The sequence below is a fragment of the Pelagovum sp. HNIBRBA483 genome (genome assembly GCF_040931995.1).
In the GTDB taxonomy this organism is placed as follows: domain Bacteria; phylum Pseudomonadota; class Alphaproteobacteria; order Rhodobacterales; family Rhodobacteraceae; genus JAEPMR01.
In genome coordinates, this window is record NZ_CP162412.1 from 1,773,038 (window position 1) to 1,786,642 (window position 13,605).

The 13,605-nt window shown below is 56.3% G+C and carries 9 protein-coding genes; 6 read left to right on the forward strand and 3 right to left on the reverse strand.

What is annotated here, in order from left to right; all coding sequences use genetic code 11:
- Nucleotides 1–32: 32 nt before the first annotated feature.
- Both AB1E42_RS08790 and AB1E42_RS08795 read left to right on the forward strand, forming a co-directional pair.
- Nucleotides 33–1,505, forward strand: a complete 1,473-nt coding sequence (locus AB1E42_RS08790) for a class I adenylate-forming enzyme family protein (RefSeq protein ID WP_368343873.1) — start codon at nucleotides 33–35, stop codon at nucleotides 1,503–1,505.
- Nucleotides 1,492–2,139, forward strand: coding sequence for a DsbA family oxidoreductase (locus tag AB1E42_RS08795; protein WP_368343874.1), 648 nt, complete (start codon nucleotides 1,492–1,494; stop codon nucleotides 2,137–2,139). The genes AB1E42_RS08790 and AB1E42_RS08795 overlap by 14 nt, the downstream gene beginning before the upstream one ends.
- Here the strand turns inward: AB1E42_RS08795 and mfd are convergent.
- Both mfd and AB1E42_RS08805 read right to left on the reverse strand, forming a co-directional pair.
- On the reverse strand, nucleotides 2,136–5,594 hold the full coding sequence (gene mfd / locus AB1E42_RS08800) for a transcription-repair coupling factor (RefSeq protein WP_368343875.1): 3,459 nt from the start codon (nucleotides 5,592–5,594) through the stop codon (nucleotides 2,136–2,138). The genes AB1E42_RS08795 and mfd overlap by 4 nt on opposite strands.
- Nucleotides 5,595–5,651: 57 nt before the next feature.
- Complete coding sequence (locus AB1E42_RS08805; protein ID WP_368343876.1) at nucleotides 5,652–6,176, reverse strand: component of SufBCD complex; 525 nt, start codon at nucleotides 6,174–6,176, stop codon at nucleotides 5,652–5,654.
- Between the two features lie 114 nt (nucleotides 6,177–6,290).
- On the opposite strand from AB1E42_RS08805, the gene hemB reads away from it, so the two are divergent.
- Together hemB and AB1E42_RS08815 are read left to right on the forward strand one after the other, a co-directional pair.
- Nucleotides 6,291–7,289, forward strand: coding sequence for a porphobilinogen synthase (gene hemB, locus AB1E42_RS08810; RefSeq protein ID WP_368343877.1), 999 nt, complete (start codon nucleotides 6,291–6,293; stop codon nucleotides 7,287–7,289).
- Nucleotides 7,290–7,386: 97 nt separating this feature from the next.
- Nucleotides 7,387–7,944, forward strand: a complete 558-nt coding sequence (locus AB1E42_RS08815; protein WP_368343878.1) for a YSC84-related protein — start codon at nucleotides 7,387–7,389, stop codon at nucleotides 7,942–7,944.
- Between the two features lie 32 nt (nucleotides 7,945–7,976).
- Here the strand turns inward: AB1E42_RS08815 and AB1E42_RS08820 are convergent, their stop codons facing one another.
- Nucleotides 7,977–10,388, reverse strand: coding sequence for an FAD-dependent oxidoreductase (locus tag AB1E42_RS08820; RefSeq protein WP_368343879.1), 2,412 nt, complete (start codon nucleotides 10,386–10,388; stop codon nucleotides 7,977–7,979).
- A 152-nt stretch (nucleotides 10,389–10,540) separates the two neighbouring features.
- Here AB1E42_RS08820 and AB1E42_RS08825 point away from each other — a divergent pair, with 152 nt between their 5' ends.
- Nucleotides 10,541–12,946: an FAD-dependent oxidoreductase gene (locus AB1E42_RS08825; RefSeq protein ID WP_368343880.1), complete on the forward strand. Its 2,406-nt coding sequence runs from the start codon at nucleotides 10,541–10,543 to the stop codon at nucleotides 12,944–12,946.
- Complete coding sequence (locus tag AB1E42_RS08830) at nucleotides 12,943–13,548, forward strand: NTP transferase domain-containing protein (RefSeq protein WP_368343881.1); 606 nt, start codon at nucleotides 12,943–12,945, stop codon at nucleotides 13,546–13,548. Before AB1E42_RS08825 ends, AB1E42_RS08830 begins: the two co-directional genes overlap by 4 nt.
- Nucleotides 13,549–13,605: the final 57 nt, after the last annotated feature.

The following is a 13,605-nucleotide window of genomic DNA, read 5'->3' on the forward strand; positions in this document are numbered from 1 at the left end:
GCCCAGCACCCGCTTGCCCGTCGCCTTTCAACATGGCGGCTGCGATCTTGGCCCATGCAAACGAAACCCCTGATAAGATTGCGCTTTCAGTGGTTTCGCTGTCAAAATCCCAGCGCTGGAGCTACGCTCGCCTCAAATCGGCGGTACTGGCAGCAGGAACCGGTTTCTTGCAGGCGGGGCTTTCGGCAGACGACCGGATCATGCTCAGGCTCGACAATACGCCCGATTTCCCCATCGCATTTCTTGGTGCGATTGCGATAGGCATGATACCGATCCCGACCTCGCCGCAGCTTACCGCGCCCGAAATCACAAAACTCGCCGCGAAAACCAACCCCAAATTGATCATTGTTGGCTCGGCGCAGATTGCGCTCCCGAATGGCGATTGGCCGGTGATTGATGTCACGACGTTCCGCACATGGGAAGACTTGCCCGAGGCGGACATCGTTCTGGGTGATCCTAACCGCCCTGCATATATCATTTTTACCTCCGGCACTGGCGGCACGCCGCGCGCCGTTGTCCATGCGCATCGAGCGATCTGGGCGCGGCGCATGATGTGGCGCGGGTGGTACGACCTCAAACAATCCGATCGGATATTGCACGCGGGTGCCTTTAACTGGACCTTCACATTGGGCACTGGCCTGATGGACCCTTGGAGCATCGGTGCAACCGCCTTAATCCCCGCGCCGGGTATTACACCGCAGGAGTTGCCGCTCCTCCTCAAGCGCCATGATGCAACGTTATTTGCCGCTGCACCGGGTGTTTACCGTCAAATGTTGAGGGGCACCTTCCCTACCCTCCCGAAGCTGCGGCACGGGCTTTCAGCCGGTGAAAAAATGCACGAAAAGACGCGACAAGCGTGGATCAACGCAACCGGCACGGCTGTCCACGAAGCTTACGGAATGTCCGAATGCTCGACTTTTATCTCAGGCTCACCTGACCGCCCCGCACCAAGCGCCAGCCTCGGTTACGCGCAGGACGGGCGACGGATTTCGATCAGGGAGTCTGGAAAAGCGGTTCCCTTGAATGAGCACGGCATGATTGCTGTCCACCGCAGCGACCTTGGCTTGATGATTGGCTACCTTGATGATGAGGAAGCAATGAATGACAAGTTTGAGGGTGAATGGTTCCTGACCGGGGATCTCGGCGTGATGGGCGAGGATGGCGCAATCACATATGCTGGCCGCGCTGATGATATGATGAATGCAGGCGGGTTTCGTGTATCGCCACTCGAGGTTGAAAACGCGATGCTCGAACATGCCGCAATCAGCGAGGTGGCGGCGTGTGAACTCACCGTGAACGAAGGGGTCGGGATTATTGGCCTTTTTTATAAGGCGCATAAAGCAATCGACTCCGCTGAACTCGAAGAATTTGCACGCACTCGATTGGCCCGCTACAAGGTGCCGCGCGCCTATATCGCGGTTGATCAGCTGCCCCGAGGCACAAACAACAAACTTCTGCGTCGTAAGCTGCGTCAGGATTGGGAGTCCCAAAATGGTCAAACTTGATATTCTTTCCGATCCGATTTGCCCGTGGTGCTATATCGGCAAAGCCTATCTTGATCGCGCGTTGGAAAAGGCAGGAGATCACCCATTTGCAATCGAATGGCACCCGTACCAGCTGAACCCAGAAATGCCTGCCGAAGGGATGGATCGCCGCGAGTATCTCGAAACAAAATTCGGAGGGAAGAAAGCAGCTGTCGATGCTTACGCACCGATCGCGGAGCATGCGGAAAAGGCCGGTATCAAGCTCAATCTTGATCAGATCCAGAAAACGCCAAACACAATTGATGCACATCGCCTGATCCATTGGGCAGGGATCGAACAAAAGCAGACTTTTATCGTTTCGGCACTGTTCAAGGCCTATTTCGAGGACGGCCGCGACATCGGAGATCGAGACGTACTTGCGGATATTGCTGACAGCTCGGGCATGGATGCGGCGCTTGTGCGGCGCTTGCTCGGATCGGACTCAGATATCGAGGATATCCGCGCGCGCGACGCACATTCGCGCAAGATGGGCATTACTGGTGTGCCAATGTTTATTGTGGGTCAGCAACATGCTGTACCCGGCGCCCAACCGACCCATCTTTGGGAAACCGTGATTTCCGAGATCATGGAGCAAGAAAAAGCGGAGACTGACTAGGACGCTGCTTTTGCTTTCTTGGCGGCAACAGCCTTTTCAGCCAGATCGCGCGCGATGGCGAAAGCGCCTTTGATCTTGTCGCTGTCCTTCTTCCAGTCGCGGCGCACCACGATCTTGTTGTCTTTTACCTTCGCCAAGCCGCGTTGATCATTGATGAATTCAACAAGCCCTTGGGGTGAGACGTATTTATCATTGTGGAAGCGGATCGTCGCGCCTTTTGGCCCGCCATCAAGATGAGAGATTCCAGCACGCTTGCACATTGCCTTTATCCTGACGATCAGCATGAGGGTGTTCACCTCTTTGGGTAATTTGCCAAAACGGTCAATAAGCTCAGCGGCGAAGCCTTCCAGTTCTACTTTTGTCGTTAGATCGGAAAGCCTGCGATACAGGCCGAGACGCACATCAAGGTCGGGAACATATTCCTCGGGGATCAGCACGGGAACGCCGAGATTGATCTGTGGCGCCCATTGGTCGCCGTCGTCGACGATGCCTTCGGCCTCGCCAGACCGGATCTTGGCGATCTGCTCCTCGAGCATGGACTGATAGAGCTCGTAACCCACCTCGCGCACATTGCCGGACTGTTCTTCGCCCAGCAGATTGCCCGCGCCGCGAATGTCGAGATCTTGACTGGCCAGCGTAAAGCCAGCGCCGAGTGTATCGAGGCTCCCAAGAACGCGGAGGCGTTTCTCTGCAGCAGGGGTCAGACGCGCGCGTGGCTTGGTCGTGAGATAAGCATAGGCGCGGGTTTTGGAGCGCCCGACACGGCCACGGATTTGATAAAGCTGCGCCAAGCCGAACATATCGGCGCGATGAATGATCATTGTGTTGGCGGTCGGAATATCGAGCCCGGACTCGACGATGGTTGTTGCCAAAAGAACATCGTACTTACCGTCGTAGAAGGCGTTCATTCGGTCGTCGAGTTCGGTGGGTGTCATTTGCCCGTTTGCCACCACAAAACTCACCTCGGGCACTTCGCGGGTGAGCCAGTCCTCAATCTCTGGCAAGTCAGCGATACGCGGCACGACAAAGAAGCTTTGCCCGCCCCGATAATGCTCGCGCAACAGCGCCTCGCGAACAGTGATCGTGTCAAATTCACTGACGTAGGTGCGGATCGCTAGACGGTCGATCGGTGGCGTACCGATGATCGACAATTCACGCACGCCCGAAAGCGAAAGCTGCAACGTGCGCGGAATTGGCGTAGCCGTCAGAGTGAGGACATGAACATCCGAACGAAGTTGTTTGAGCCGTTCTTTATGTCGAACGCCGAAATGCTGCTCCTCGTCGATGATGAGAAGGCCAAGGTTCTTGAATTTGACGCTTTTTGCCAAAAGAGCGTGCGTGCCGACGACGATGTCCACCTGCCCTGCGGCGAGGTTTTCGCGCGTCTTGTTCGCATCAGAGTTGGTGACAAACCGCGACAGTGGCGCGACATTGATTGGAAAGCCGCGAAAACGCTCGGCAAATTCCTTATAATGCTGGCGGGCAAGCAAGGTCGTTGGAGCAATGAGCGCGACTTGCACGCCTGACATGGCAGCTACAAATGCCGCGCGGATGGCGACTTCAGTCTTACCGAAGCCAACATCGCCACAAACGAGGCGGTCCATGGGACGCCCACTTTCCATGTCGTCCAGAACATCACTGATCGCTTGCAGCTGATCATCGGTTTCCTGATATGGAAAGCGGGATAGGAATTGATCCCACATCCCATCTGGCGGGGTGAGAACCTGCGCAGTGCGCAGTTCGCGCTCGGCTGCAACGCGGATCAGCCGTTCTGCCATCTCGCGGATGCGTTCTTTCAGCCGCGCTTTTTTCGCCTGCCAAGCACCTCCGCCTAAGCGATCCAGCAACCCTTCGTCGTGCCCGAAGCGCGACAAAAGTTCGATGTTCTCGACAGGCAAGTAAAGCTTCGCCCCTTCCGCATACTCAAGCGCAAGGCATTCATGCGCAGCGCCGGCAGCGGTAAGCACTTCCAAACCGATGTAACGCCCAACGCCGTGATCCACATGGACAACCAGATCACCGATATGCAGGCTTTGGGTTTCGGTTAGGAAGTTCTCTGCGCGGCGCTTTTTCTTCGTCTGGCGGATCAGCCGGTCGCCTAGAACATCCTGTTCTGAAATCACCGTGAGTGAGTCTGTTTCAAAACCGTGATCCAGCGACCAGACAGCAAGGTGCAAACCGCGCCCACGGATGCCGTTGAAATTCTGAATCTGGATCGTTTCAGCCAGACCTTCATCTTCGATCAGGCCTGCCAAACGCTCGCGGGCGCCATCCGAATAGGATGCGATGACCACAGGGCCGGTTTGCATTTTTTTGCGCAGATGATCTGCGAGCGCACCGAAAAGACTGATTTTTTCCTGCTGTCGCTCAGGTGCGAAATTGCGCCCGATCCGGCCACCTGCATCAATGACCCCAGGGCCGCTGGCCTTGGGCAGAGGGCTAAACTGAAGGATACGTCGACTTTCTACTGCCTGTTCCCACGCGCCGTCGTCCAGATAAAGACCGGCTGGCGGGGCCGGCTTGTAGACCGTATCCACCCTACCCTTTTGTTCGAGAGCAAACTTTCGCGCCTCGTATTGATCAATTATGCTATCCCAACGGCTCAGACGGGCGGCAGTTACCTGATCATCCATCGTGATAGAGGCGGTCGGTAAATAATCGAAGAGCGTCTCCAGCCCGTCATGAAAGAACGAAAGCCAATGTTCCTGACCAGCGTGCTTGCGCCCTGCGCTGACCGCTTCGTAAAGGGGGTCGTCGGTCCCCGCAGCGCCGAATTCGATGCGGTAATTCTGCCTGAAACGGGTTATCGACGCATCATCGAGAATAACCTCTGACACAGGTGCCAGCTCGACCATTTCCAGCTTCTCGGTCGTTCGTTGCGATACCGGATCAAAGCGGCGGGCTTCGTCCAGAACGTCCCCGAAAAGATCGAGCCGTATCGGACCGGCCTCGCCCGGCGGGAATATATCGATGATCCCGCCGCGCACCGCAAAATCACCCGGTTCCATGACCGTTGAACTTTGGCTGAAACCCATGCGCGCGAGATAGGATCGCAGTGCAGCTTCGTCGATCCGGCTGCCGACGCGGGCAGTAAAGGACGAATTCTTGATGACAGCGCGGGAAGGAATCCTTTGCATTGTCGCATTTATGGTCGTGAGAAGAACGAACTGCTTTGGTGCTCCGTGACAAAGCGTTGCCAGCGTTGCCATCCGCGCCGCAGACAAATCGGGGTTTGGCGACACGCGGTCATAGGGAAGGCAATCCCACGCGGGGAATGTCAGAACAGGCATTTGCGGTTCAAAGAAGCGCAGTGATTCCTGCACAGACTGCAAGCGCTTGTCGTCGCGGCAGATGTGCACAACGGGTGCCGCGCCACGCTGCACCTCTTGCAAGATCAGTTGCGCATCAAGGCCCTCGGGGGCACCGCCGACGGTTATTCTGTTTTTCTCAGCCATAGCGCCTGACCTACGCGCGCGGGGGCCGGAGTCAACATCCGGACAAAGCTTTTATCGCTAGAAACCGGGCATTGAGGCGAGGTTCTGGTACATGCCCCACATAGCAGTCACAAAAATCGCGATCATGCCGATGATTTGCGTTTTTAAACGATGTCGCATGAGGATCTTTTGCAAATCCGCGCCTTCTGGTGCTGACGTTTCAATGAACCGTGCGGTCGACAGGCTCACGGCCCCCACGAGCGACATCGGTACTGCGATGAGCGCAAGCGCCTGCGCAAATTCCACATCATACCACCAGCCAAGCACGATCAGGGCTGTGTGCAAAAAGCTGACAAATCCAAGCAGCCATATCCCCGCGCCACGACCGATATACAGCAGACGGTTCACGTTGATCCTAACGAGATCCTGCAAGTCGCCTTCTGCCTGCCCGCCTTGGCGAGCGGCGCGTTGAATCAAGTCGAAAGGAACGCCAAGCACCCAGTGGCTCGCTGTCGACCAGAAAACAGCAAGCGCAATCCAATACCAAAGGTTGGAAAAGGATCGCATATCGATCACTTCGAAAACTGTTTGCGTCCAGTCCAAGAAACACCGCTCCGTTTATTTGAACCAAAACTAGCCTTCCCGAAAAGGATTGCCCATAGTCAGCAATTGGGAATATCGACCATATTCAGAAAAAGCGACAGAAAGATCATCGGCATGACACCACTGGTTCCCTCTTTTCCAGCAGCGCGCCTGCGGCGGCTGCGGAAATCGCCAGCACTCCGAGCAATGGTAAGCGAGAATCATCTTTCGCCAGCTGACTTTATCTGGCCGGTCTTTGTGATGGCAGGGTCGGATGACGAGACTGCCATTCCCTCGATGCCAGGGGTGACACGAAAAACGGTGGATCGCATCGCCGAAGCCGCTCGCGAAGCGGCGGATCTCGGTGTGCAGGCAATGTGCATTTTTCCATATACCGCGATGGAGCACCGGACCGAAGACTGCGCCGAAGCATGGAACCCCGACAACCTATCGAACAGAGCAATCCGCACGATCAAAGACGCTGTCCCCGAAATGGCGGTAATGACAGATATCGCTTTGGACCCATATAACATCAACGGGCATGACGGGTTTGTCGAAAACGGTGAGATCGTCAATGACCGCACCGTCGATGCTCTTGTGAAAATGGCTTTGGCACAGGCCGAGGCAGGTGCGGATATTCTTGGCCCGTCAGACATGATGGATGGCCGCATCGGCGCCATCCGCACAGCACTTGAGGAAAACCACAACCCTGACGTCGCGATCCTGAGCTATTCCGCCAAATATGCCTCCGCCTTTTACGGCCCGTTCCGCGATGCCGTTGGTGCCTCTTCCGCCCTCAAAGGGGATAAAAAAACCTACCAAATGCAGCCTGCAAACTCCGATGAAGCGATGCGGTTGATCGCGCGCGATATTTCCGAAGGCGCGGATATGGTGATGGTGAAACCGGGGATGCCGTATCTCGACATCTGCCGCAGGGCAAAAGACACATTTGGCGTGCCGACCTTTGCCTACCAAGTGTCAGGCGAATACGCGATGTTGACCGCCGCCGCGCAGAACGGCTGGCTTGATCGCGAAAAGGTCATGTTAGAGAGCCTTTTGGCATTTAAGCGTGCCGGGTGCGACGGTATCTTAACATATTTTGCCATCGACGCCGCAAAGGCACTGAATGGCTGAACTTCGCCTACCTCTTCGAACCGCGTGACAGGCAACCAAACAACAGCTAATATACTACAAAATCCCGCGTTAGACGGGCAAATTAGTGAGGCAAATCATGAGCATTCTTTCACGACGGAATTTTGCATTGGGCACCGTCGCTGCTGGCGCATTAGCTGCCTGTAGCAATGGTATCGGCGGTTCAGGCCAGCAGACAATCGATGCACGGGTTCAGCGAACCCTCAACTACATGTACCAGACCTATCCCGGCACGCGGGATCTGGCAGAAAAATCGGCCGGTATGATCGTCATGCCGGTGATGACCGAAGCCGGTTTCGGGATTGGCGGCTCCTATGGGCGCGGCGCGCTCCAGATCTCTGGAACCACGGTGGACTATTACTCCGCAGCTAGCGCCAGCGCTGGGCTACAAATTGGTGCGCAGCAGTTCAGCCATGTGCTCTTTTTCATGACGAATGAGGCGCTGATGAACTTCCGCCAATCCAGCGGATGGGCGGCAGGTGCTGACATAGAATACGCCCTCAACGACACCGGCGACGGCATTCGCGCCGACACGACGACGACGCGGTCGCCTGTTATCGCGGTGGTTTTTGCTCAGGCAGGCATCCGCATCGGTGCCTCGCTTGAAGGCATCAAATATTCCCGCATCATACCTTAACCAGCGCAGATTTCGTGCCGTGAAGGCTCCGTCTAGTGACGGAGCCTTTCGCCTTTCGGGTCGAAGGGTGGCTCGGCCAAAACCACACCGCGATGCGGCTGGCCCAGGATCATGACGTCGACCTCTGCCCCTGGGGCAACGCCCTTCAGGTATCCAAGCGCTAGGCTCATGTTGACGGTGTAGCCAAAAGTTCCGCTTGTGACGCGACCGACAGGTGTGCCGTCGGGCAGAAAGATTGGTTCGCCGCCAGTCGCATCCGCATCGCTGACATTCTGCACATGAATGAGCGACAGCTGCTCTCGCGGCGCATTATCCTTTAGCTTGAGGTAGGCGTCCTTGTTCAGGAAATCCTTTTCGAGCTTGATCAAACGATCCAAGCCGACCTCCTGTGGCCAATATTCGGGGCTGTATTCGCGGCTCCACGATCCGTAACCTTTCTCAACCCGCAGGGACATCAGCGCACGACTACCGACAGGGCCAGCGCCGAACTCTTTTCCTGCTTCAAGAAGGGCGTCGTACAGGCGCAGTTGATCTTCGCTCTGGCAATGCAGCTCCCAGCCGAGATCACCCGTGAAAGAGACGCGCAAAGCCACGACTTCCACGCCGGCAATTTCGATGGTCTTCGAACGCATGAAAGGAAAGGCTTCAGTTTCAAGTGATGCGTTCGTCAGGCGTTGCAGCAAGGCCCGAGACTGCGGACCCGCGACGTTGAATCCGCAGTAATCTTCTGTACAGCTTTCGAAAGTCACACCGTCTGGCAAGGGCACTTCTGCCCAGAACCGCTGGTGGTAGCGCTCAGCCATACCTGAACCGATGATCCAGAACTCGTCCTCTGCGAGGCGAGTGACAGTAAAATCACCTGCGATACCGCCGCGAACCCCGATGAGCGGCGTCAAGCAGGAGCGCCCGACCTCCTTAGGCATATTATTGGCAAAAACGGCATTGAGCCAAATATCCGCTTTCGCACCTTTGACGCGGTATTTGGCGAAGTTGGAAATGTCGATAATGCCTGCAGACTCTCGCAGCATACGGCATTCCCGCCCCACTGGCTCAAACCAATTCTGCCGCGTGAAGCCGTTGGTATCTTTCGCACCTGGCGCATCGGCGAACCACAGCGGATGCTCCCAACCGTAATTCAGGCCAAACACAGCGCCCAATTCCTGTTGCCGCTCATAAACAGGGCGAACACGCACTGGACGACCTGCTTCGCGTTCCTCGTTGGGGAAATGGATAGAGAAACGATGCGCGTACTGGTCGCCCACACGCGCCTTGGTGAACGCATGATCAGCCCATTTGCCAAAGCGCGCGACATCCCATGCAAACATATCATACTGGCTTTCGCCTTCGATCATCCATTGCGCGGCCATCAAGCCCATGCCACCGGACTGGCTGAACCCTGGGATAATGCCATTACAGCAGAAGTAATTCCGCAGATCGGGATGTGGACCGTAAAGCACGTTCGAGTCAGGCGACCAGATCATCGGTCCATTTATGACGCGCTTGATCCCCGCCATCCCAACGGCAGGTACACGATCAATCGCGCGCATCATGTTCTCTTCAATCCGCTCAAGATCATCTGGGAACAGATCATGCGCGAAATCGAGCGGCGTGCCGTTTTCGGCCCAGAGGCGGTAGTCACGCTCGTAGGCGCCGACCAACAAGCCCTTTCCTTCCTGCCGCAAATAGTACTCGCCATCGCGGTCAGCCACGGACGGCAAACGGCGATCGAGCGCCTCGATTTCGGCGATGGCCTCGGTCACGAAATATTGGTGCTCGGTGGGCTGGAGCGGCAATTCGATACCTGCCAGCCGTGCCACTTCCCGCCCCCATAGGCCCGCCGCGTTGACAACCCATTGGGTGTGGATGTTTCCCTTTGGCGTTTCAACAATCCAGCTGCCATCCGGTTGCTGCACTGTTGCCGTCACCGGCGTAAAACGATGAATCTCCGCACCGCGTTGCCGCGCACCAACGGCATAAGCATTTGTCACGCCGGAAGGATCAACATTACCGCCATCGGGTTCATACATGATGCAGCGAATCCCGTCGAAATTTACCAATGGATGCAGTCGCTCAGCCTCATCCCGCGAAATTTCATGGAAGTTCATCTTGTAAAACTTGGCCTTAGCCGCCTGCAAGCGCAACTGATGCTCTCTGGCCTCGGTCTGAGCAAGATAAAGCGAACCGGGCTGGAAGACACCACAGCCCTGCCCCGTTTCAGCCTCCAGATCCTTGTACAGGTTCATCGTGTAGTGCTGAATACGGCTGATATTCGTACTGTCGTGCAGACCGTGGATATTCGCCGCGGCGTGCCAGGTGGAGCCGGAGGTGAGTTCATCTCTTTCGAGCAGAACGACGTCACTCCAACCAAGTTTGGTCAGATGATAGAGGATTGAGCAACCAATGACACCACCGCCAATAACAACGGCTTGTGCGTGAGTCTTCATATCGCGGGCCTTTCGGGCACAGTTTGAGTCGATGCCGAGACTGCCCTCTGTCTCCTGCCAGGGTTTGCCTCAAGGCGACACGATTTGTCGTTTCGAGGCAATTCAGCAAAGTGAGTGATGCCATGATGCTGAAAACAATTCGGAGTTATTCCATGAAATCTACCACGCGCGTGGCGATCATCGGCGGCGGGGTCGTCGGCTGTTCTGTTTTATATCACCTGACAAAACTTGGGTGGAGCGATGTCATGCTTATTGAGCGGTCGGAATTGACGTCAGGCTCAACATGGCACGCAGCTGGGGGATTTCACACGCTGAATGGCGATACCAACATGGCGGCGCTTCAGGGCTACACGATCCGACTGTACAAAGAACTGGAAGAAATAACCGGCATGTCTTGCGGCCTGCACCATGTTGGCGGTGTAACGCTTGCCGACAACAGGGACAGGTTCGATATGCTCGTCGCGGAACGTGCGAAGCACCGCTACATGGGGCTCGAGACAGAGATCGTCGGCCCAGATGAGATTGCGAAGATTGCGCCTATCGTCAATCTGGAAGGCGTCATCGGCGCACTCTATGACCCACTCGATGGCCACCTTGATCCATCCGGCACGACGCATGCCTACGCGAAAGCCGCGCGAATGGGCGGTGCAACCATAGAGACGCATTGCAAGGTTATTGCAACAAACCAGCGCGCGGACGGCAGTTGGGACGTGGTGACTGACAAAGGCACAATCCACGCCGAGCATGTGGTCAATGCCGGCGGGCTTTGGGCGCGTGAGGTTGGCCAGATGGCCGGAATATACTTCCCTCTCCATCCTATGGAACATCAGTACCTCGTGACAGACGAAACGCCCGAAATCTATGAGCGGGACACGGAGCATCCGCATGTTATGGATCCTGCCGGTGAAAGCTATCTCCGCCAAGAAGGGCGCGGCCTTTGTATCGGCTTTTATGAACAACCTTGCCGCCCATGGGCGGTTGACGGCACCCCGTGGGACTTTGGCCATGAGCTCCTACCCGATGATTTCGACAAGATCGAAGAGAGCATCAATTTCGCATACAAACGCTTCCCTGTCTTGGAACGGGCTGGAATAAAGTCGGTGATCCACGGTCCGTTCACTTTTGCGCCGGACGGAAATCCGCTCGTCGGGCCGGTACCGGGTGTGCGGAATTATTGGTCTGCTTGCGGTGTCATGGCGGGCTTTAGCCAGGGAGGCGGCGTGGGCCTCACCCTCGCCCAGTGGATGATTGAAGGAGAGCCCGAGCGCGATGTAACGGCGATGGATGTCGGGCGCTTTGGGGATTGGATCACGCCCGGCTATACGCGCCCCAAGGTGATCGAAAACTATCAGCGCCGCTTTTCTGTCTCCTATCCGAATGAAGAGCTTCCAGCGGCACGTCCTCATAGAACGACGCCCATGTATGATATTTTTGACAGCATGGGAGCGGTTTGGGGGCATCAGTTCGGCCTCGAAGTGCCAAACTATTTTGCTAAAGATGGCGAGACGCGCCATGAAACACCTTCGTTCCGGCGCTCCAATGCATGGGATGCCACTGCCCGTGAGGTGGCCGCCGTTCGCGAAAACGTGGGTATCAACGAGGTTCACAACTTTGGGAAGTTCCGAGTCCGCGGCAGCAATGCGCGCGCTTGGCTCGATAAGATCATGGCGGGGCGCGTCCCGCAGCCCGGACGCATGAGCCTTTCACCGATGCTATCGCCCAAGGGAAAGCTGCTGGGTGATTTCACGATCTCCTGCGTTGCAAAGGATGATTTCCGCCTGACGGCGTCTTACGGAGCGCAGGCAATTCATATGCGGTGGTTCTTGAGCCAACAATCGGATGGCGTGATCATTGAAAACACATCCGACAAGCTAACCGGCTTCCAGATTGCCGGGCCTAGGGCGCGGGAAGTGCTGAAACAATGCACGCGCAGTGATGTGGATAGCATGCGCTTCCTCGACGTAATTCAAACAGTTGTCGGTCAAGTTGACTGCATCGTGCAACGTGTGAGTTACACTGGCGATTTAGGTTTTGAGATCTTTTGTGACCCGATGGACCAGCGCCAACTATGGGCAACACTTTGGAACGCCGGAGCACCGTTCGGGATGAGGCCATTCGGGATGCGCGCGATGATGTCCCTGCGGCTTGATCGCTATTTCGGCTCATGGATGCGCGAATTTTCACCCGACTATACGGCTGCCGAAACAGGGATGGATCGGTTCATTTCATGGAAGAAGAACGTTGACTTTGTCGGCCGAGCCGTTGCCGAGGCCAAACGCGCGACGCCACCGGACCGTCAGCTCGCCGTATTCGAAGTGGACGCCAACGATGCAGACGTGGTTGCCTACGAGCCAATCTTCATTGACGGAGAGGTAAAAGGTTTCTGCACATCGGGTGGGTATTCCCACCATACGCAACGCTCAATAGCGTTCGGCCTCGTTCCGAGAGTCGAGATTCGTGATGACTTGGAGGTGGAAATCGAAATTCTCGGAGAGCGGCGTGCGGCAAGGATCCTTCGGGAGCCGATTTTTGACGCTGATGGTATCAAGTTTCAATGACACCGCTTATCCTCATCCCCGGAGCTGGCGCCTCAAGTCGCATGGGAGAGAAAGACAAGCTTCTCGAGCAGGTCGACGGGCTGCCCTTAATTGCACGCCAAGCGCGCGTGGCCTTGGCAACGGGCCTTCCTGTGGTCGTCACGATCCCCGCCGGAAATTTACCGCGCGCAACTGCCCTGACGCTGGTTGCGCATCAGAACCTGAGCGTGCTTGTGATCGAACAGCCGGAAAACGGCCTGTCAGAATCCATAAGACAAGGCGCTCAAGCTGCCGCGCGTTATGACGGGATGATTATCGTCCTTGCTGACCTACCCGAACTAGAACCGGATGACCTCATACATTTCGCGAGCGAGGTCGCGAAGAAGCCTGATACCGTAACTCGCGCAACGGATGAAACGGGGGGCAAGGGCCATCCGGTATTCGTTCCTCATTCTCACTTATCGAAGGCCGAGGGATTATCTGGGGACAGAGGGCTGGCTGAATTACTGGAGAATGATGCGCCGCGGCGAATACTGCTGCGGGCGGCTAAAGCCACGACCGATCTCGACACGCCGGAAGAATGGCAAAACTGGCGGGCTGGTTACACTGGCGGGCGATATTAAAAACGCGGGGCCGTCTCCGACCCCGCGCTGCAAAACAATCAATAGTGGACACATAGA

Bases quoted from the DNA above. Each gene is read 5' to 3' on its own strand.
- mfd (WP_368343875.1), bottom strand. From the start codon at position 5,594: ATGGCTGAGAAAAACAGAATAACCGTCGGCGGTGCCCCCGAGGGCCTT.
- AB1E42_RS08830 (WP_368343881.1), top strand. From the start codon at position 12,943: ATGACACCGCTTATCCTCATCCCCGGAGCTGGCGCCTCAAGTCGCATG.
- AB1E42_RS08825 (WP_368343880.1), top strand. From the start codon at position 10,541: ATGAAATCTACCACGCGCGTGGCGATCATCGGCGGCGGGGTCGTCGGC.
- AB1E42_RS08795 (WP_368343874.1), top strand. From the start codon at position 1,492: ATGGTCAAACTTGATATTCTTTCCGATCCGATTTGCCCGTGGTGCTAT.
- AB1E42_RS08790 (WP_368343873.1), top strand. From the start codon at position 33: ATGGCGGCTGCGATCTTGGCCCATGCAAACGAAACCCCTGATAAGATT.
- AB1E42_RS08815 (WP_368343878.1), top strand. From the start codon at position 7,387: ATGAGCATTCTTTCACGACGGAATTTTGCATTGGGCACCGTCGCTGCT.
- hemB (WP_368343877.1), top strand. From the start codon at position 6,291: ATGACACCACTGGTTCCCTCTTTTCCAGCAGCGCGCCTGCGGCGGCTG.
- AB1E42_RS08820 (WP_368343879.1), bottom strand. From the start codon at position 10,388: ATGAAGACTCACGCACAAGCCGTTGTTATTGGCGGTGGTGTCATTGGT.